This is a genomic window from Streptomyces sp. NPDC127098 (assembly GCF_042722465.1).
Classification (GTDB): Bacteria; Actinomycetota; Actinomycetes; order Streptomycetales; family Streptomycetaceae; genus Streptomyces; species Streptomyces millisiae.
The window spans coordinates 38994-59029 of the sequence record NZ_JBHXFJ010000026.1 but is presented as its reverse complement, the minus strand read 5'-3'; the positions used below and the strand labels follow the sequence as shown (position 1 = coordinate 59029).

At 76.5% G+C, this 20036-nt stretch carries 14 protein-coding genes; 10 read left to right on the top strand and 4 right to left on the bottom strand.

Features of this window, described 5'->3' with window-relative positions:
- Positions 1-89: 89 nt before the first annotated feature.
- Together ACFWI8_RS18360 and ACFWI8_RS18355 are read left to right on the top strand one after the other, a co-directional pair.
- A complete protein-coding gene (locus ACFWI8_RS18360) occupies positions 90-1007 on the top strand; it encodes a LysR family transcriptional regulator (RefSeq protein WP_387092314.1) in 918 nt (305 codons plus the stop codon).
- A gap of 38 nt (positions 1008-1045) precedes the next feature.
- The gene (locus ACFWI8_RS18355; RefSeq protein WP_387092397.1) at positions 1046-1915 is read left to right on the top strand and encodes a serine hydrolase; all 870 of its coding nucleotides are present in this window, start codon (positions 1046-1048) and stop codon (positions 1913-1915) included.
- Positions 1916-1925: 10 nt separating this feature from the next.
- On the opposite strand, the gene ACFWI8_RS18350 is transcribed toward ACFWI8_RS18355, so the two are convergent.
- The gene (locus ACFWI8_RS18350) at positions 1926-3182 is read right to left on the bottom strand and encodes a HEAT repeat domain-containing protein (RefSeq protein ID WP_387092311.1); all 1257 of its coding nucleotides are present in this window, start codon (positions 3180-3182) and stop codon (positions 1926-1928) included.
- A gap of 93 nt (positions 3183-3275) precedes the next feature.
- On the opposite strand from ACFWI8_RS18350, the gene ACFWI8_RS18345 reads away from it, so the two are divergent.
- The gene (locus ACFWI8_RS18345) at positions 3276-4100 is read left to right on the top strand and encodes a MerR family transcriptional regulator (protein ID WP_387092308.1); all 825 of its coding nucleotides are present in this window, start codon (positions 3276-3278) and stop codon (positions 4098-4100) included.
- Positions 4101-4107: 7 nt separating this feature from the next.
- Here the strand turns inward: ACFWI8_RS18345 and ACFWI8_RS18340 are convergent, their stop codons facing one another.
- Both ACFWI8_RS18340 and ACFWI8_RS18335 read right to left on the bottom strand, forming a co-directional pair.
- Positions 4108-5205: a serine hydrolase domain-containing protein gene (locus tag ACFWI8_RS18340; RefSeq protein ID WP_387092305.1), complete on the bottom strand. Its 1098-nt coding sequence runs from the start codon at positions 5203-5205 to the stop codon at positions 4108-4110.
- 198 nt (positions 5206-5403) lie between these two features.
- The gene (locus ACFWI8_RS18335) at positions 5404-5820 is read right to left on the bottom strand and encodes a winged helix-turn-helix transcriptional regulator (protein WP_387092302.1); all 417 of its coding nucleotides are present in this window, start codon (positions 5818-5820) and stop codon (positions 5404-5406) included.
- 63 nt (positions 5821-5883) lie between these two features.
- Between ACFWI8_RS18335 and ACFWI8_RS18330 the strand changes: the two genes are divergently transcribed.
- The 3 genes from ACFWI8_RS18330 to ACFWI8_RS18320 are packed head-to-tail and all read left to right on the top strand — an operon-like array spanning position 5884 to position 7621.
- Complete coding sequence (locus ACFWI8_RS18330; protein ID WP_387092299.1) at positions 5884-6726, top strand: SDR family NAD(P)-dependent oxidoreductase; 843 nt, start codon at positions 5884-5886, stop codon at positions 6724-6726.
- A gap of 56 nt (positions 6727-6782) precedes the next feature.
- Positions 6783-7091, top strand: coding sequence for an ArsR/SmtB family transcription factor (locus ACFWI8_RS18325; RefSeq protein ID WP_387092296.1), 309 nt, complete (start codon positions 6783-6785; stop codon positions 7089-7091).
- 2 nt (positions 7092-7093) lie between these two features.
- On the top strand, positions 7094-7621 hold the full coding sequence (locus ACFWI8_RS18320) for an SRPBCC family protein (RefSeq protein ID WP_387092293.1): 528 nt from the start codon (positions 7094-7096) through the stop codon (positions 7619-7621).
- A 9-nt stretch (positions 7622-7630) separates the two neighbouring features.
- On the opposite strand, the gene ACFWI8_RS18315 is transcribed toward ACFWI8_RS18320, so the two are convergent.
- Entirely contained in the window at positions 7631-15244 is a 7614-nt protein-coding gene (locus tag ACFWI8_RS18315) for an SDR family NAD(P)-dependent oxidoreductase (RefSeq protein ID WP_387092290.1), read from the bottom strand.
- A gap of 148 nt (positions 15245-15392) precedes the next feature.
- Here ACFWI8_RS18315 and ACFWI8_RS18310 point away from each other — a divergent pair, with 148 nt between their 5' ends.
- The 4 genes from ACFWI8_RS18310 to ACFWI8_RS18295 are packed head-to-tail and all read left to right on the top strand — an operon-like array spanning position 15393 to position 20006.
- Complete coding sequence (locus ACFWI8_RS18310; protein ID WP_387092287.1) at positions 15393-16421, top strand: 3-oxoacyl-ACP synthase III family protein; 1029 nt, start codon at positions 15393-15395, stop codon at positions 16419-16421.
- A 26-nt stretch (positions 16422-16447) separates the two neighbouring features.
- Positions 16448-17383 (top strand): alpha/beta fold hydrolase, encoded by a 936-nt coding sequence (locus ACFWI8_RS18305; RefSeq protein ID WP_387092284.1) that lies wholly within the window; start codon positions 16448-16450, stop codon positions 17381-17383.
- Positions 17380-19002 carry an AMP-binding protein gene (locus tag ACFWI8_RS18300; protein WP_387092281.1) on the top strand — a complete coding sequence of 541 codons (1623 nt, stop codon included), beginning with the start codon at positions 17380-17382 and terminating at the stop codon, positions 19000-19002. The genes ACFWI8_RS18305 and ACFWI8_RS18300 overlap by 4 nt, the downstream gene beginning before the upstream one ends.
- Positions 18999-20006: an NAD-dependent epimerase/dehydratase family protein gene (locus tag ACFWI8_RS18295; RefSeq protein ID WP_387092278.1), complete on the top strand. Its 1008-nt coding sequence runs from the start codon at positions 18999-19001 to the stop codon at positions 20004-20006. The genes ACFWI8_RS18300 and ACFWI8_RS18295 overlap by 4 nt, the downstream gene beginning before the upstream one ends.
- Positions 20007-20036 lie beyond the last annotated feature (30 nt).

Sequence of the window (20036 nt, the reverse complement as noted above, 5' to 3'; positions counted from 1 at the left end):
TCCCCGTGCGCCCACCCTCCGGCTCCGTGGCCCGTGGCGTCCAAGCCCTGAACGCGCGGTTCCATGCCGCTTTGGCATACTGTGGCGCCATGGATCTGGTGGGGGCGTGCCGCGCGTTCGTCAACGTGAGCGAGCGCGGCAGTTTCACGGTCGGCGCGGCGGCGGCCCGGATGGCGCAGTCCGTCGCGAGCCGCCGCATCGCGGCGCTGGAGCGGCACCTCGGCGAGCGGCTGCTCGAGCGGTCCTCCCGCCCGGCCGCGCTCACCCCCTTCGGCCGGGACATCCTGCCGCTCGCCGCCCAACTGGTGCGGGTCGCCGACCGCCTCGAACACGAGGCCGAGGCCGTTCGGCACGCGCCGCTGCGGCTCGCCGTCCCCGACACCTGCCCCACCGGCGCCCTGGCCCACTTCATCGCCGACGCGCGCGGCCACGGCCTGCGCCTCGACCCGCGCCCGGGGCCGCCCGCCGAGCGCGCCGAGCTGCTGCGGTCCCGCCAGGTGCGCGCCGCCCTGCTGGCGCTGCCGCCCGCCGAGGCGACATGGACCGTCCCCCTCGGCCTCGCCGTCGCCGCCGACCCCGGCGGCGGGCCGATCTACCTGGACACCCTCCGGCCGGGGCGCACCGACCGCGACCGACGCCCCCGCCGCGTCTGGTTCCAGTCCGAGGACGACGTGCCCCACGTCAGGGACGGCCTCACCCGGCTGCGGGACGCCGTCGGGCTGCGCCCGGCGCAGCTCGCCGCCGCCCACTCGGTCGCCGCCGCCACCGCCGACGTGCTGAGCCACGGCGACGCGCTGCTGTGCTCGCCCGCGCAGGCCGGTGAACTCCGCCTCCACTGGCGGCCGATCGGCGAGCTCGACGCCGGCTTCGGCCGCGGCTTCTCGCTGGTCGTGGCGGACGAGACGGACGCGGACGCGCTCCGCGTCCGGCAGGTGTGCGGGCGCGGGATCGCCCGCTGCCTCGGCGCCACCGAGCAGGCGGTCGAGACCGTCGAGGTGGTGTCGTGACCACCGGAACCAGCCGGGTGCTCAGCGAACTGCGCGGCATGCTGCGGGACGGCGGGCTGCGCGGCTCGTTCCTCGTCCGCGACCTGGAGACGGGCGACGAGCTCGGCATCGACCCCGACATCGACTTCCCCGTCGCCTCCCTGGCGAAGGTCCCGCTCGCCCTGGCCACCCTGGAGCGCGTCCGGCGCGGCGAGCTCGACGGCGCCACCCAGATCGAGGTCCAGCCCGGGCGCAGCACGGTCCCCGGGCCCACCGGCCTGAGCCGCTTCCGCCACCCGGCCCGCGTCGCCGTCGACGACCTCCTCCACCTCGCCATGGCCATCAGCGACAACGTCGCCGCCGACGCGCTCTTCGCGCTCACCCCGCCCGCCGAGGTCGGGGCGATCCTGGACGGGCTCGGGCTGCGCGGCATCGCGGTCCGCCACACGATGGGGGAGTTCACCGACACCCCGTGGGAGCACTTCCAGGGGCCGGACGCGCACCTCGCCCAGGCCCTCGCGATCGACGCCGGCACGGCAGGGCGGGGCCACCGGCTGCCGCAGTTCGACGTCTCCCGCACCAACGCCGGCACGGCGCGGGCCTTCGTGGACCTCCTGCAGGCCCTGTGGACCACCCCCTCCCCGGTCCACCCCGACGTGGCGGCGGGCGTGCGGAGGCTCATGGCCGACAACCTGCTGCGCCAGCGCCTCGCCCCGGACTTCGTCTCCGACACCTCCACCTGGGCGTCCAAGACCGGCACCCTGCTCAACCTCCGCCACGAGGTGGGGGTGGTCAGGCACGCCGACGGCCAGACGTACGCCGTCGCCGCGCTGACCGAGTCCCGGGTGGCGGCGAGCATCCAGCCCGCCGCCGAGGCCCTGATGGGCCAGGTCGCCCGCCGGCTGCGGGACGAACTCCGCGCCGCCTGACGCGCCCCTCCTACGCCGGCGGGCGGCCGGCGTAGGCGCGCAGCGCCGCGCGCTGCTGCGGCAGGCCCCAGGCGTCGACTATCTCCAGGAAGTTGACCCAGCTCCAGGTGTCCTCGTCCAGCTCGGCCAGCACGCCGACCAGGCGCCGCTGACCGGCGGTGAGCTCGGCGAACGGCGGCAGCGGCGTTGGCCGCTCGTCCCCGAAGGCCAACCGGAGGGCCGCGGTGGCGACGGGGAAGACGGCCGGACCGCTCGTGGCGGCGGCCAGCCCGTCCGTGACCGCGCTCAGCGTCTCCTCCGGGTGGCGGTCGGCGAGCAGCGTGAGGCTGGCGGCGGAGTAGCCCCGCAGGTCGCCCTCGTGGAAGGGCACGCCGGTCGCGCCGGCGCTCGGCGGCTCCGCCTGGGCGGCGGCCAGCTCGGCCAGCACCGCGGACGCGTCCTCCGCCGGGTGGCCGAGGCGGGCCAGGGCGGTCGCGGCGGCCCAGCGCACCACGGCATCCCCGGCGTCGAGGCGGGGGCGGAGCCGGGCGGCGAGGGCGGCGTCCCCCGGCGTGCCGAGCAGCCCGACGGCCACCAGCGCGGTGGCCGTTACCCCCGGATCGGTCTCGCGCTCCAGCAGGCCGAGCAGCGCGGGCAGGGTGCCCGCGGCCTCCTCGGGGAACCAGCCGAGGACGTACGCCGCGCCGGTCCGCACGCCGGGATCGGCGTCCGCCAGCAGAGCCGTCACGCCCCGCACCTCGCCGCGCACCGCGTCGTACGCCGCCAACTCGGCGGCAGCCGCCCGCTGTTCGTACGCGCAGTCGAACATCTGCCGGCGCCACTCCCGGGCCCGGCGCTCGCCTTCGTCGGGCGCCTCGGCCACCTGGCGATCCAACTCGGCGATCAGGTCCGCCGGGTCCCGCGCGACGAACTCGGCCACCCGGCTCCGCCAGCCGGCCGTGTCCACGCCGCCCGGCAGGTGCGCCTCGTCGTAGCCGATGGCGAGCCCGGCCAGCAGCCCGAGGACGGCGTCACGGTCGGCCAGCGAGGTGTCGGCCGCGATCCGGGCCAGAAACGGCACCGCGTGGGCCGTGGCCTCGTAACGACTGCCCTGGTGGAAGACGTTGGTGTACAGCTTCCCCAGGGCGCCGAGCCGCTCCTCCTCGTCCGGATCGCACAGCGCCCGCAGCAACCCCGGCACGTCGGCGGCCGAGCCGTAGGCGTGGTTGAGCCCGGCCCAGTCAATCGTGTCCAGCCCGGCCAGCGGGTCCTTCGCTTCTGTTGTCACGCCTCGCACTGTCGCACGCGCCACTGACAGCGACGCCCGGCAGGATGGTCGCTTGACTCTCACACCGTGTGAGACGGTCGACTCGGAGACGTCATGTTCACCATCGGAGACTTCGCCAGGCACGGCCGCGTGTCGGTCCGGATGCTGCGTCACTACGACGCCACCGGGCTGCTGCGGCCGGCCCACGTCGACCCCGCCACCGGCTACCGCTACTACACCGCCGCCCAACTCGCCCGCCTCAACCGGGTCATCGCGCTCAAGGACCTCGGCTTCAGCCTCCAGCAGGTGCGGGACATCATGGACGAGCGGGTGGGCGTCGAGGAGCTGCGCGGCATGCTCCGGCTGCGGCGGGCCGAGCTGGAGGCCGCCATGGCCGAGGCGGCGGCGCGCCTGGTGCGGGTCGAGGCGAGGCTCCGGTCGATCGAGAGCGAGGGGCACATGCCCACGAACGACGTCATCCTCAAGTCCGTGCCGGCCGTCCGGGTGGCCGAGCTGACCGCGACCGCCGCCAGCTACGAGCCGGAGGACATCGGCCCGGTCATCGGCCCCCTCTACGACGAGTTGTTCCGCCGCCTGGACGCGGCGGGGATCACCCCCACCGGTCCTGGCGTCGCCTACTACGAGGACGCCCCGGAGGGCGGCGGCCGGATCCTCGTCCACGCCGCCGTCCAGGTCTCCGCTCCCCTCCGGGAGGACGGCGACTTCGTGGTGCGTGACCTGCCGCCCGTCGAGCAGGCCGCGACCATCGTGCACCGGGGCTCCATGGACACCGTCCTGCCCACCGCCCAGGCCCTGGCCCACTGGATCGACGCCAACGGCCACCGGTCGACCGGGTACCCGAGGGAGGTCAGCCTGGAGTGCCCGGAGAACCGCGACGACTGGGTGACGGAGCTCCAGGCTCCCGTGGCCCAGGCCTGACTGCCGCTCAGTCCTCGCCGACGACCGACAGGTCGTCGCCCAGGGCGGCCGCGACCGCGGCCGCCCTGGCGTGGTCGTCGAGGCGGCGGGTCAGATAGGCGCAGCCGTGGCCGTGGCGCAGCGACCACCAGGCGGCGGAGCCGCCGATGCCGCCCTTGGCGATCTTGCCGCGGTCGCGGATGAGGCCGAGGGTCCAGGTGAGCCGGGTGCCGAAGACCTCGTCGAAGCCGGTGACCTGGGAGGCGAGGAGTTCGGCGTGCAGCTCGGGGCCGAGCAGCTCGCGGACCGGTCCTGCCTCGTCGGTCAGCTCGGCGAAGATCCGGGCCATGGCGGTCGCCGTGGTGTGCAGGTTGACCGCGCCGAAGACTGCGCGCCGGAAGTCGTTCGCGTTGACGCGGCCGGTGTCGAGCGCCCCGTCGGGTATGCGGAGCCACGGCGCCGCGTGCAGCCGCTCCGGCCAGTCGGGGTGCGCGTACTCCAGCTCGGCGACGCGGCCGAGCTCGGTCTCCGGCACGCCGAACCAGGCGTCGAGCCCGAGCGCCGGCCGCACCACGCCGTCGAACACCTCGCCCAACGTGGTGCCGGCGGCGGCCCGCAGCACGCCGTCGACGAGGTGGCCGTAGGTCAGGGCGTGCTCCCCGAGCCCCTCGCCCGGCGGGTACTCGGGCGCGGCCTTTTCGAGCGCCGACCGCAGCCCGGCGTCGTCGAGCAGGTCGAGCCCGGCCGCCTCGGCCGGGAAACGCGGCTGCCCGGCGCGGTGCACGAGGATCTGCCGCAGCGTGGTGTGGTCCTTGCCGCGCGCGCCGTAGGTGGTCCAGTGCCGGGCGACGGGCTCGTCCAGCGCGATCGCGCCGTCCCGGACGGCGACCAGCGCGGCGAGCGTCACGAACGTCTTCGACAGCGAGTACGGCATCACCAACGTGTCGTCCCGCCACGGCCGTTGACGCCCGGCATCGGCCCACCCACCGCTGAGCCGCACCACCTCCCGCCCGCCCCGCCATACCGACACCCCGGCGCCGGTCTCCCGCCCCTCGTCCACCAGCCCCTGGAAGACCTCCCGCACCCGCTCGTATCCAGCGGCCACGAACCCCTCGACGTTGCTCACCGTGTTCCCTCCCGGTCGGCGACGGCTTACGCTCGCGTCGAATATATACCGGGTGGGGGTATGTGTCGCCCATGGTTGTCGCGTCGGCGCCGCCCCCGTGTGCGGCGGAGTGGCAGGCGCGGGCGTCGTGCGGTGGTGGGTCCGTCGCGGCGCGACGACGACCACGCCATCGACTGCCCCTGGCGGCCGGGCAGGGCGTCACGCGTCGGGCCGGCGGGAGCGGGCCTCGTTGATGTCGGCCTCGTGGCGCACCGCCCAGTCGGCCAGCGTCGAGAGCGGCTCCAGCAGGGTGCCGCCCAGCGGGGTCAGGCTGTACTCCACGCTCGGCGGCACGGTCGGGTGCACCTCGCGCCGCACCAGGCCGTCCGTCTCCAGGGTGCGCAGAGTGCGGGTCAGCATGCGCTGGCTGATGCCCTCGATGGAACGGTGCAGCTCGTTGTACCGGTGCGGGCGGTGGCCGAGCAGGATCACCAGCAGCATGCTCCACTTGTCGCCCACCCGCCGGAACACGTCACTGACGGGGCAGGTGGCGAACTCGTCGGCCGGTACCGGGCGCGGCAGCTCGTGGGCGAGTACCGACGGGACCGAGGGCACATCGGTGTGCGTACCGGACATCAAACTGCCTTCTTTCGGCGCGCGGCGGGGCGGCTGAGGATCGGATCAGTCGATGCCGAGCCTATGGAGGACACCGTGCCGGGCCAACCACGAAAGACCGTGATCATCAGCGGCGGGACCACGGGCATGGGCCGCGCCACCGCCCTGGAGCGGTTGGCCCGTGGGGACCGCGTCATCGTGGTCGGCAGTGACCAGGACAGGGGGCGCGCCCTGCTCGCCGAGGCCGCCAGCCCCGAACTCCGTTTCATCCGGGCCGACCTGTCGTCGATCGCCGAGGTCGAGCGGGTGGTCGCGGACATCGCCGAACGGTATGAGGCGGTTGACGCGCTGGCGTTGTTCGCCAACCGGGTCAGCCCGAGGCGCAAGGTGACGGCGGACGGTCTCGAGTTCACCTTCGCCCTCTACTACCTGAGCCGCTACCTGCTCAGCCACCGGCTGCGCCCGCTGTTGGACGCCGCCCCGGCGCCCGTCGTCGTCAACGTCGCAGGCGTTGGCAGCACCTCCGGCCGGATCGAGTGGGACGACCCCCAACTGACGCGCCGCTACGGCCAGGTGCGCGCCCAGCTCCAGGCGGGCCGGGCCAACGACCTGCTGGGCGTGGCCTTCGCGGAACGGGGTGATGGCAAGGCTCGTTACGTCCTCTACCACCCCGGCTTCACCCGCAGCGGGGTCGACGGGCACCCGAGCCCCGTGGTCCGCCTCGCGCTCCGGCTCCTGGGGCGGCTCTTCGCCCGCCCCGTCGCCGAGTCGGTGCGGCCGATCGTCGACTGGATCGACCACCCGCCGTCGGACCCGCTCACGGCCGTCGACCGGGGCAGGCTGCTCGACCCGTCCCTGAGGACCCTCGACCCCGACGACGCTGCCCGGCTGGCCGAGTACACGGAGGAGTTGCTGCGTGGGCGCTGAGGCTCAGTCGGGTGATATGCCTTGACAGGTATATACGTCAGGCGGAATATAAGCGGGTGATCGCTGATCCCTTCGTGGTGCTCGCCGAGCCGACGCGGCGCCGGATACTCCAGGAGTTGCTGACCGGCGAGCGCGGCGTCAACGAGCTGGTCGAGACGCTGGGTGTCGGGCAGCCCGCCGTGTCCAAGCACCTCAGGGTGTTGCGGGAGGCCGGCTTCGTGTCCCGCAGGACGGAGGCTCAGCGGCGCGTCTACCGGATCGAGGTCCGCCCGCTGCGGGACGTGGACGAGTGGCTGCGGCCGTATCGCGCCCTCTGGGACCGGCACCTCGACGCCCTCGAACGCCACCTCGACTCCCTGGAGTAGCCATGCCCGACGACGCCTACCAGCCGAGCCCGCTCGTCCCCGTCGGCCGCGAGGCCGTGGGCGACCGCTGGACGCTGGTCTTCACGCGTGACCTCGCGCATCCCGTCGAGAAGGTGTGGGCCGCGCTGAGCGAGCCCGACCAACTCGCCGCCTGGGCGCCGTACACCGCGGACCGCGACCTCTCCGCCCCCGGAGAGGCCACCCTCACCATGATCGACGGCGACAGCCCGGAGGGCCTGAAGGCCACCGTGCTGCGGGCCGAGCCGCCCGCGCTGCTCGAGTACTCCTGGGGCGAGGACGTGCTGCGCTGGGAGCTCACGCCCACCGCCACCGGCACCCGGCTCACGCTGCGCCACACCGTCGCCGACCGCGAAGGGCTCGCCCGGGCGGCGGCCGGCTGGCACCTCTGTCTGGACGTCGCCGAGCGGCTGCTCGACGGCGCCCCCATCGCCCCGATCCGCGGCATGGCCGCCCTCGACTTCGGCTGGGAGGCGCTGCGGGACGGCTACGCCGAGCGGCTGGGGGACTGACGGCGCGGCTCAGCCTTCCGCCGGGTGGGTGCCGAGCCGCCGATGGACGAGGCGGGCCAGGTGCCGCAGGTCGCGGCCGGCGCCGATCAGCTCGGTGGGGGAGACCCGGATGTCGAACCGCTCCCTGGCCCGGATCAGGAACTCGGCGCTCATCAGCGAGTCCATGCCGAGCTCTTCGAGACGGTGGTCCGGGGAGAGCTCGGCGCGGTCGGCGTGCAGAACGGCGGCGAGGAGCCCGGCCAGTTCGTCGGTGATGGCGCGCTCCGCGTCGTCCCGGGGCATGGCGGCCAGCGAGCGCAACAGCTCCGCACGGCCGTCCTCCGCCTCGGCGGCGCCCGGCGGCACGAGGTCCGTGAAGCGCGGGGTGGCGAGGACGGGCAGCAGGCGGCGGGTACGGGCCCAGTCGTGGCGGCCGACGCCCGCGACGGGTGGCCCGGTGGCCCCGGCGGCGAGCAGCGGCTCGACCGCGGCCAGGGCCTCGGCCGGCGGGAGGGGCGTGAAGCCGAGGCCGGCCATGGTGGCGCCGAGCTCGTGGCGGGCGACGAAGCCCGCCTCGGCGATCGGGCCCCAGGCGATGGCCGTGCCGGCGTGGCCGGCCGCCCGGCGTGCCCTGGCCAGGGCCTCCAGGTAGGCGTTGCCCCCGACGTACGGCGCCTGGCCCAGGTTTCCGACGGCCGCGGTCACCGAGGAGCACAGCAGGAAAAGGTCCACCTCCCGGTCGGCGGTGAGCCGGTGCAGCACGGCGGCGCCCGCCGCCTTGGGGGCGAGCACCGCGCGGACATCGTCGTCGGACAGCTCCGCGAGCGGCGCGTCGCGCAGCAGCATCGCGCCGTGCACCACGCCGCGCAGCCGGTGCCCGCCACCGTCGACGGCCGCGATCACCCACGCCATGGCCGCCTCGTCGGTCACGTCGGCCGCGAACGGGGTGGCCACCACGCCACGCGCGGCGAGCCGCCCGAGCACCGCCGCGGCCTCGGGCGCCGCCGCGCCGCGCCGGCTCACCAGCGCCAGGTGGCGGGCGCCGCGGTCGGCCAGGAACTCGGCGACGGCCGCGCCGAATCCGCCGAGGCCGCCGGTGACCAGATAGGTGCCGTCCGGGTCGAGCGTGAGCGCGGCCGGCGCCGCCGCCACGGGCACCGGGCCGTCGAGCGGGTCGAAGGAGACCACCACCTTGCCGACGTGCCGGGAGTGCTGGAGCAGCCGGAACGCCTCCGCCACCCGGGCCGCCGGGTAGACGGTGTGCGGCAGCGGCCGGTAGGCGCCGGCCCGCAGCCCGTCGGCGACGGCGGCGAGCAGCGGCCCGGTGAACGCCGGGTCCTGGGTCAGCGCGGCGAGGTCGACGCCGAAGAACGCCAGGTTGTGCAGGAAGGGACGCAGGGCGAGCGGCGTGTTCCGCAGGAAGTCCTGCTTGCCGAGCTCCACGAACCGGCCGCCCGGGCGCAGCAGTTCGAGGCTGCGGGCGAGCGCCTCGCCGCTCAGCGAGTTGACCACCACGTCGACGCCCCGGTCGCCGGTCAACTCGCGGACTCGCGGGGCGAATTCCAGGGTGCGGGAGTCGAGGACGTGCTCGACGCCCAGGGCCCGCAGCAGGTCGCGCTTGGCCTCGGTGCCCGCGGTGGCGATCACCCGGGCCCCGCACGCCTCCGCGTGCTGCAGCACGGCGAGGCCGATGCCGCCGGCGCCGCCGTGCACCAGCACCGTCTCGCCGGGCGCCAGCCTGGCCTGCCGGGCCAGGCTGTGGTGGACCGTGCCGAGTACCACCGGCAGGGTGGCCGCCGCCGCGTCGCTCATGCCCTCCGGGATCGCGCCCACCGCGTGCGCGGAGGCCACGGCGTGCGAGGCGAGCGAGGCGGCGGCGAGGCCGAAGACCCGGTCGCCCGGGGCCCAGCCGGTGACGCCGGGACCGACCTCGGCGACCACGCCGGCGCACTCCATGCCGAGCCCGGCGGCGGTCGGCGTGGACTCCACGGCCTCGGCGGGCAGCAGGCCGTTGGCCTGGAGGGTGTCCCGGTAGTTCAACGCGGCGGCCCGCACCGCGATCAGGATCTCGCCCGGGCCGGGGCGGGGCCGGGCGCGCTCCCGCCAGGCGAGCCGGTAGCCGGGCCCCGGATCGTGGACCGCCAGCGTGAAGCAGCGCCCGGGGCCGGCCGGGACGGCCGGCTCGCCAGCGGGCCGCTCGGTCTCCCTGGGCACGAAGCGGCCACCCCTGGTGAGGACCACCTCGTCCTCGGCCCGGGCGTCCGGGGAGCGCAACTCGGCGGCGAGGCGGCGGGCGTCGGCCGCCGGATCGCCGCGCCGGTCCAGGCTGATCCGGCGGACCGTGAGATCCGGCCGCTCGTTCGCCAGGGTGCGGGCCACGCCCCAGATCGCCGCGTCGGCCGGCTGGGCGGGCCGCTCGGGTGCCGGGAACAGCCCGCTGGGCCGGGTGACCAGGCAGACCGTGGCGGCTCCGCCGGTGGTGCCGCTCTCGGCGGTGGCCGCCCCCGGCGCGCCGAGCAGGCTGTCGGACAACGCCCGGAGCGCGGACGCGCGCCGGGTGGTCAGCGCGACGGCTCCGGCGGCGTCGTCCCACGCGTCTGCCTCGCCGAGCAGGAGGACGACGGCCGGTCCTCCGACGGCCGGCGGCTCCACAGCGGCCGGCCCTCCGGTGGTCGCCGGACCGGCGGTGGTCGGGGGCGCGGTGGGCGGCTCGGCCAGCGCCAGCGACAGCGGCTCCGCCCACGCCCCGAAGGGGACCACCGCACCGCCGAGCAGCGTGGCCAACTCCCGTGCCAGCGGCTCCTCCTCGGCGGTCTCGGCGGCCACCAGCCAGCCGCCGCCGACTTGGGCACGTGGCGGTGCGGCCGGTTCGATCCCGGCCCCCTCGGCCGGTCGGCCGCTCGCGGCCACGGGCCTGCCGGCGCCGGCTACGGCGGCCACCGGCGTCGCCGGCTCGGCAAGGCTGCCGTCCGGGCTGCCGGTGGACGAGTCGGCCCGCTGGCCGCCGGAGGCGACCAGCACCGAACAGCCGCCGCCGGGGCCGGCGTCGGCCATGACGCGGACGATGTCGCCGAAGCCGCACCGCTCCAACAGGGGCGGCCACGCTTCGCCGGCGAGCAGTGGCGACTCGGGGCGCAGCGCCTGGTCGCCGCGCTGCCAGAACGCGTCGAGCGTGCCGAAGAGCGCGGCCAGCGGCACCAGTTCGTCCGACTCGACCGCGAGCAGCCGGCCGCCGTCGGCCAGCAGCCGGCCGATCCGCCGCAGGGTGGCGGCCAGGTCGGTGGCCCGGCGCAGCGCGTGGGCGCCGACCACCAGGTCGAAGCCGCCGGTGGGCAGGCCCCGGGGGGTCGGCTCGGCGCCCGGGTCGAAGGTCAGGTGGTCGACGACGTCGTGGGCGGCGAGCCGGTGTCGGGCGCGGGAGAGGGCGCCGGCCGAGGCGTCGGTCAGCGTGTACCTGGTGCGCTCGGGCGGCAGCACGGGAAGCAGGGCGGCGGCGAGCCCGCCGCTCCCGGCGCCGAGCTCCAGCACCCGCAGCGGCCGGTCGGCCGGCCAGTGCCGCACCACCTCCTCCACCACGGACCTGAGGACGCCGTGGGTGAAGCGGCTCACGGGGCCGACGTCGTGGAACTGCTCGATCCTGGCGCGCTCGCCGGCCAGCAGCTCGGCCGGGTCGGCGGCGCCGCGCAACAGCGCCGGCAGATGCTGGAGTTGCCGGGTCAGCAGGCCGGCCTCCGCGGCCGAAGCGGGGTGGTCGAGCAGCAGCCGGCGCAGCGGCCCGACGGTGTCCGGCGGCGGCCCGGCCGCCAACCGCCAGCGCGCGTCGGGCAGTTCGGTCGCCAGGCCGTGCCGGGCCAGCAGCGGCAGCAGCACCCGCGCCAGCCGGCGGTGCTGGGGCAGCAGCCCGCCGGCGACGAGCTCCGGCATGGCGAACGGCGCGCCGGGGTCGCGCAGCAGGCCGGCGAGCGCCGCCGCCCAGCACCGCGCCGTGGCGTCGAGGGCGGCCGCGCGGAAGCCGGCGTGCCGGCCGCTTTCGAGCGCGCCGCGCAGCGCGTCGATCCGCTGGCCCGCCGCCGCGACCAGCTCGGTGGGCGAGGGCAGCGGTGGCGCCGGGTCGGCGGCGCCCGGGAGCGGGGCCGCGCGCAGCACCGTGCGCCGCACCGTCAGCGGCGCCCGATCGAGGCCGGGCAGCCGCCGCAGCCGGCAGCCCGCCAACTCGAAGGACACCCGCCCGTCCTCGTCGGCGACGGTGACGTCCCAGCACACCTCCTGCGCGGTGCGGCTCCGCTCGCGCACCAGCAGCAGCCCGGACGCGGCGGGGGAGCGCCACACCCGCACGGCGTCGAACCCGGTGGGCAGGAAGGCCGCGTCGGCCGGGCCTCGGTCGCCGAGCAGCGGCAGGCCCGCCTGGAGGGCCGCGTCCACCACCACCGGATGGGCCTGGTAGCCGGCGACGGAACCCTCGAACCGGTAGCCCGCGAGCACCTCGCCGTCCCCCGACCACAGCTCCCGCAGCGGCCGGAAGGCCGGCCCGTAGCCGAGGCCGAGGCGGTCACAGGCCGCGTAGTGCGCGGCGACGGCCACCGGTCGGTGGCAGCGCTCGCGCGCCGCGGCCGGGTCGATCGGGGGCGGCGGATCGCCGAGCAGCGCCCGGACCTGGGCCCGCGCCACCGGCTGCCGCTCCGCGCCGCGCCCCTCACTGGCGCTGATGCTCAGCGTGCCGTCGTCCGGGGTGACGGCCGTCTGGAGCCGGGCGCCGGCCGGGTCTGGCCAGCCCAGCGGCAGCGGCCTGACGATCCGCAGGTGGCGGACCTCGGCCGCCGCGCCGAAGGCGAGCCGCCCGGCGGCCAGCGCCATCTCGACACAGCCGGCAGCCGGCATCAGCACCACCCCACCCACCACGTGGTCGCCGAGCCACGGCACCAACTGCGGCTCCACCTGGCCCTCCCACACCGGGTGCGGCGCCGGCAGCCGCTCGCCGAGCAGCGGATGGTCGAGGAGCCCGCTGCCGCTGGTGCGCAGCATGTGGTCCTGTGGCGACCCGTGCCAGTGGCGCTCCCGCTGCCAGGGGTAGGCCGGCAGGTCCACGACCCGGCCGGGACGGGGGAAGTGGGCCGACCAGTCCACCTCGCCGCCCGCGGCGAGCACGGCCGCGACCGCCGCCGCCAGCTCCCGGGGACCGTCGCCCGCGCGGCGGAGGGTCGGCACGTGGCAGGCGTCGGTGCGGCGCAGGTAGGGGCCGAGCACCGGGTGCGGGCCGATCTCGACCAGGATGTCGGCCCGTTCGGCGAGGACATGGGCCACCGCCTCGGCGAACCGGACGGGCTCGCGCACGTTGCGCCACCAGTAGCCGCCGGTCAACTCGCCCCCGGGGAGCGGCGATCCGGTGACGGTCGAGACGAACGGCACCCGGGCGGCGGTGGGGGCGAGCCCGGCGAGCGCGGCGCGCAGCGGGGCCGCGATGGGGTCCATGGCCCGGCTGTGGAAGGCGTAGTCCAGGTCGAGCTCGCGGAAGAAGACGCCGGCCTCGGCCAACTCGGCGCCGAGCGCGGCCAACGCGTCGGCGTCGCCGGCCACCGTCACGTCCCGCTCGCCGTTGACGCCGGCCAGCTCCAGGGCGCCGCCGTGGCGGGCCAGCGCCGCGCGGGCGGCCGACTCGCCGAGGCCCACCGCGGCCATCCGGCCGCCGCCCGCCGTGGCGCCCTGGACCCGGCCGCGCTCGGCGATCACCAGGGCCGCCTGGTCGAGGGAGAGCGCCCCGGCCGCGTGCGCGGCGGCCACCTCGCCCACGCTGTGCCCCAGGACGACCGCCGGCCGCACGCCGGCGGCCCCCAGCAGCGCCGTCAGCCCCGACTGCACGGCGAACAGCGCCGGTTGGGCCACCTCGGTGCGCCGCCAGCGGGCCGCGTCGGGCTCCGCCAGCTCCTTGGCGACCGACCAGCCCAGGTGCGGGGCCAGGGCCGCGTCGGCCTCGTCGACCGCGGCCCGGAAGACGGGCTCGGCGGCCAGCAGGTCGGCGGCCATGCCGGGCCACTGCGAGCCGTTCCCCGAGTAGACGAAGCAGACCGCCGCCCGGTCGGCGCGGTGGACCCGCGCCCCGCGCGCCGGCTCGTCGGCGAACAGCCGGTCCAACTCCGCGGCAGCCGCCCGCGGATCGTCCGCCAGCACGGCCGCGCGGTGCGGATGGGCGGTGCGCCGCAGGGCGCTGGTGTGCGCCAGGTCGTGGAACTCCTCGGCGGGCGCCGCCCGGAACCGCGCGGAGACGCGGGCGGCGAGCTCGCGCAGGGCGTTCGCCGAGCGCGCCGAGACCACCACGGGCAGCCGCCCGTGCCCGGGGTGCGGCGCCCGGGGTGCCGGCGGCGGAGGGGTGAGCACGACGTGGGCGTTGGCGCCGCCGAAGCCGAAGGAGTTGACCCCGACCGCGGCGCGCGCCGTCCCCGGCAGCTCGACGGGCTCCACGGTGGGCGCCAGGCCGAGGCCGGCGAAGTCGATCGCCGGGTTGAGCGGGGTGGCGTGCAGCGTCGCCGGGGCGAGGCGGTGCCGCAGCACGAGCAGCGCCTTGAACAGGCCCGCGACGCCGGCCGCCGGCTCCAGGTGGCCGAGGTTGGACTTGACCGAGCCGATCGGCAGCGGCCCGCGCCCCCGGTGCCGCCCCAAGGCCCGCCCGACCGCGGCCGCCTCGGCCGGATCGCCGACCAGCGTGCCGGTGCCGTGCGCCTCGAAGTACACCAGGTCGTCGGGGGCGACGCCGGCCCGCTCGTAGACGGCGCGCAGCAGCGCCTCCTGCGCCCGTGAACTGGGCATCGCCAGGCCCCGGGTGCGGCCGTCGCAGTTGGCGCCGGTGGCGGCGATCACCGCGTGCACCCGGTCGCCGTCGGCCAACGCGTCGGCCAGCCGTTTGAGGACGACGACGCCCGCGCCCTCGGCCCGCACGAAGCCGTCGGCCTCGGCCGAGAAGGCTGCGCACCGGCCGCGGCGCGACAGCATCTCGGCGTGCGAGAAGCCGGTGAACCCGGCCGGGGAGAGCAGCACGTTGACCCCGCCGGCCAGGGCGGTGCGGCTGGTTCCGGCGGCCAGGGCCTGGCAGGCGCGGTCGATCGCGACCAGCGCCGAGGAACAGGCCGTGTCGATCGCCATGCTGGGGCCGCGCAGGTCGAGGAAGTACGACAGCCGGTTGGCGGTGATGGCGAGCGCGCCGCCGGTCATGGTGAAGGGGCTGACATGCTCGCCGAGGGCCAGCTGGAACTGGAGATGGGTGGTGTCGGACGCGCCGACGAAGACGCAGGTGTCCGAGCCGGCCAACGACTCGGCCGGGATGCCCGCGTCGTCCAGCGCCTCGACGGCCGTCTCCAACAGCAGCCGCTGCTGCGGGTCGATACCCGCCGCCTCCCTGGGGGAGATGCCGAAGTACCCGGCGTCGAAGGAGGTGACGTCGTCGAGGAAGCCGCCGACGGCCGAATAGCCCCGAGCGGGTCGCCGGGCGCCCGGGTCCACGAACCTGGCCCGGTCGAAACGGTTCTCCGGGATCTCGCCGACGACATGGCGCCGGTCGAGCAGCGTCGCCCAGAGGCCGGCCAGGTCGACGACGCCCCCGGGCAGCCGGCAGCCGGCGCCCACCACGGCCACCGCCCCGCTCTCCTGGTCCAATGCCAGTCCCTCCCGTCGTGGCTCTGGCGGTGTCACCGCCTTCGTCCGGATTACCCGAACCGGCGGCGGCCACGCGAGATTTACCTCTATCAGGTGATATATCAAGAGAGAAAGTCTCATTGGGGATTGGTCGCATTACCGTGGCCTGGTGCCTGCTGTCCCGCGCGCCCGTCTGGTCGCCACCGCCGTCCATCTGCCGCCCAGGTACCGCACCGTGAGCGAGACGCGGGAGCGGATCGCCGCCTCCGGCGGCGCCTATGTGCCCCCGCCCGGGCTGATCGAGGACCTCACCGGGGTGCGCGGCGTGCACGTGCGGGAGCCCGGCACGCAGGCGTCCGACCTGGCGGTGGCCGCCGCCCGCGAGGCGCTCGACGCCGCCGGGGCGGCCGTGGGGGAGCTCGACCTGCTGCTGTTCGCGGCCACCTGCCAGGACCTCGCCGAGCCCGCCACCGCGCACGTCGTGGCCGCCGAACTCGGTGCCCACTGCCCGGTCTTCGACGTCAAGAACGCGTGCAACAGCGTGCTCAACGCGATGGAGACGGCCTCCGCCCTGATCGCCGCCGGCCGCTACCGCACCGTCCTGATCGCCTGCGGGGAGACCACCACCGACGTGGCCAGGTGGCGGGTCCCCGACCACGAGGCGCTGATCCGCGCCATGCCCGGATACACCGTCTCCGACGCCGGAGCGGCGCTGCTGTTGACCGCGGGCCCCGCCGGCGCCGGCGACCCGGGGGTGCTGAGCATGGCCTTCGGCGCCGACTCGTCGGCCTGGGACGCCTGCACCGTCGAGGCCGGCGGCTCGCGGAACTTCCGCCCGGTGGACGACGAGCCCACCTACATCCGGCTCAACGGCGACCTGCTGCGGAACGCGGCCCTGGACAGCGTGCCGTGGGTCCTCGAGCGGGCCGGGCCCGAGATCGAGGCCGCCCGGGAGGCCGCGTTCGTCGCCTTCCACCAGATCTCGACCCAGCAGTTCCACGAGACGATCGACAAGCTCGGCCTGCCCGCCGACCGTTGCCTGCCCACCATCGCCGAGCACGGCAACTGCGCGGCCGCCTCCCTGCCCCTGCAACTGGTCAGGGCCAGGGAGACCAGCCGCGTCGAGCCGGGCGACACCGTGGCGCTCCTCGGCATGGCCAGCGGCTTCAGCTTCGGACTCGCGCTGATCCGGCTCTAGGCCGGGACCGACGGGAGAAGACCACGATGACGTTCGCCCCGCACAGCCGGCCGGCGCCCGACCTCGCGCCCGAGCGGCTGCCCGGCTACCCCACGCCCGACCGGTGGCGGCGCGTCCCCGCCACCGGCCAGCACTACCTGGACGTCGGCGACGGCCCCCCGGTCCTGCTGCTCCACGGCAACCCGGCCTGGAGCTACGCCTGGCGTCGGCTGCTGCCGGCCCTGACCCCCGAGTTCCGCTGCGTCGTCCCCGACCTGCCGGGCCTCGGGCTCTCCCCGCGCTTCCCGGCCCCGGCGGACCCGGCCGGCCGGATCGAACACCATCTCGCCCACCTCCACGCCCTGTTCGCCCACCTCACAGGCCCCGGAGGGCTGCCGGACCGGGGCTGGGGTCTCGTCCTGCACGACTGGGGCGGGCCGTTCGGCCTGGCCTGGACGCTGCGCAACCCGGGGGTGGTCAGCCGGCTCGCCGTGCTCAACACGATCGGCTTCCGCTGGCCGTCGGGCCACCGGCTGCCCCGCCCGCTGCGTTGGATCAGGGACAGCCGGCTGGTCGCGGGCCTCGCACACGCCACCAACGCCTTTCCCCGCGCCGCCGTGCGCCGCGGCGTGGCCGGCCGGCTGGGCGCGGCCGAGCGGCGCGCCTACCTCCTGCCCTACGCGCACCGGCACGACCGCCGGGCCGTCGTCGACCACGTCAGGGCCATCCCGCGCGGCCGGGACGACGACGCCTGGCAGTTGCTCGAGGAGACCGCCGAGGGCCTTGCCGGGCTGCCGATGTTCGTCGGCTGGGGGATGCGCGACCCCGTCTTCACGCCGCCGGTGCTCGACGAGTGGATCCGCCGGTACCCCGACGCCCGGGTCCACCGCTACCCCGACGCCGGTCACTTCCTGATGGAGGACGCCGCCGACGAACTCGGCGGCCACCTGCGGGAGTTCCTCGCCACGGCGGGTCGGCCATGAGCGACCAGGGGCTCTTCGCCCGGGTGGCGCGCCTCGTCGAGCAGCGCCCCGAGGGCGCCGCGCTGCTGCCCGGCCGCCGGGACGGCTCGACCCGCTCGATCAGCGTCGCCCAGCTCGCCGAGGGCTGCCGGACCACCGCCGAGGCCCTGTCCGAGGCCGGCGTCCGCCGCGGCCACCTGGCCGTCACCATGACCCGCGACCCGTACGAGATGGTCGCGGTCGTCTACGGCCTGCTCTCCGTCGGGGCGGTCCCCGTCCTGGTCGACCCCGGGCTGCCCAGGGACGAACTGCGGTTCTGCCTGCGCGAGCTCGCCCCGCAGGTGTTCGTCGGAGAGCCGCTGGCGCACCTGGCGCGCCGTCTCCTCGGCTGGGCCAGGGGCCACGCGCACACCGCCCTGGTCACCGGCCGCCGCGCGCTGCCCGGGCTCGGGAGGTTCGGGAGGCTCGGCAGTCCGCTGCCGGTGCTGGTGCCCGAGGGCGGCGGGCCCGCGTTCGACGTTCCTGAGCCACCGGCCGGCGAGTTGGCGATGATCGCGTTCACCTCGGGCTCCACCGGCACCCCCAAGGGCGTCGAGTACCGGTACGGCACGCTCGCCGGGCAGCTGGACGCCCTCGGCGCGGTGCTGGCCGTGCCGCCCGGCGGGGTGCTGCTCTCCGGCTTCCTGCCCTTCGCCCTCTTCGGCCCCGCCCTCGGCGTGCCGACCGTCGCCCCGGCCGTCAACCACCGGGCGCCGGCCCGCACCCCGGCCCACCGCCTGCTGCGCCCGCTGCTCGAGCACCGCCCCGCCGTGGTGGCCGCCTCGCCCGCCGTCCTCGGGCTGCTCGCCGACCACTGTGCCCGGCGTTCGCTAGGCTGGCCCTCGGTGCGGCGGGTGGTGTCCTTCGGCGCGCCGCCGCGCGCCGGCCTCGTCGAGGCGCTGCGCGCCGTGCTGCCGCCGGAGGCCGAGGTGGTCAGCGCGTACGGCGCCACCGAGTGTCTGCCGATCAGCGCCGTCGGCGCGCGGGAGCTCGGCGCCGCCCCGCCGGGCGGCGCGGGCGCCGGCACCTGCGTGGGCCGGGCGGTGCCCGGCGTCGAGATCCAGGTGCTGGAGGCGGACGAGGGCGGGGTGGGCGAGATCGCGGTCTCCGGGGCGAACGTCAGCCCCGCCTACCACGCGCGCCCGGGGGCCACCGCCGCCACCAAGATCGTCACCGAGCGCGGGCTGCTGCACCGCACCGGCGACATGGGCCGCCTCGACGCCGAGGGCCGCCTGTGGTTCCACGGCCGCCGCGCCCACCGGGTCGTCGGCGCCGGCTTCGTCCTCACCACCGAGGGCGTGGAGGCCGCCTGCGACGCGGTGCCTGGCGTGCGCCGCACCGCCCTGGTCGGCGTCGGACCCGCCGGTGCCCAACGACCGGTGCTCTGCGTGGAGTTGGCGCGCGGGCGCACCGACAGGGCCGGGCGGGCCATGGCGCTGCGCCGGCTGCGCGGCGTCCTCGACGCCCTGCCGGAGGGCCGCCGGATCGCCTCGGTGCTGGTCCATCCGGGATTCCCGACCGACATCCGGCACAACGCCAAGATCAACCGGGTGCTGTTGGCCGCCTGGGCCGCCGGCCGCACGGCCCGGGGGGCGCGGTGAGCGGCCCGTCGAGGGTGCTGGTCACCGGCGGCAGCGGCTTCCTCGGCGGCGAGATCTGCCGCCAGCTCGTCTCCCGCGGCACCGAGACCGTCTCGCTCAGCCGCCGCCCGAGCCCCGCCCTGGACCGGCTCGGCGTCCGCCAGCACCGGGGCGACCTGGCCGACCGCGACGCCGTCGCCCGGGCCGTCGCAGGCTGCGACGCGGTCGTCCACAACGCGGCGCTGGCCGGCGTCAGCGGTCCGGCCGGGCCCTACTGGGCCACCAACGTCCTCGGCACCCGCCATGTCGTCGAGCAGTGCCGGGCCCAGGGCGTGCCCACCCTGGTGTACACCTCGACCGCCAGCGTCGTCTTCCGGCCCGGCGGCCTCGCGGGCGTCGACGAGACCGCCCCCTACCCCACCCGGCACCTGGCCGCCTACCCCCGCACCAAGGCCACGGCCGAGGCCCTGGTCCTGGCGGCCGACGGCCCGGAGCTCGCCACCGTCTCGCTGCGCCCCCACCTGATCTGGGGCCCGGGCGATCCGCACCTCCTGCCCGCCCTGGCCCGCGCGGTGCGCGGCGGCCGCCTGCTGATGCCGGGCAGCGGGGCCAACCTGATCGACACGACCCATGTGCGCACCGCGGCCCACGCCCACCTGTTGGCGCTCGACCTCCTCCACCGGCGCCATCCCGTCGGCGGGCGCGCCTACTTCGTCACCCAGGGCGAGCCGGCCCCGCTGCGCACCGTGGCCGCCCTGCTGCTGCGGGCCGCCGGACATCGGGTGGAGTGGTTCGCCGTGCCGCCACCCGTGGTCCACGCCGCCGCGGCGGCCGCCGAGCTGGCCGCCCGGCTGCTGCGCGCCACCTCCACCCACGGGCCGAGCCGCTTCCTGGTGCACGAGCTGGTCCACCCGCACTGGTTCGACATCACGGCCGCCCGGCGGGACCTCGGGTTCACGCCGCCGATCAGCCTCACCGAGGGCATGTCCCGGCTGATGGCCGACGACGGCGGCCCGGCGGGCTGAGGATCGCGACGAACTCCGTGAACGGCTCGA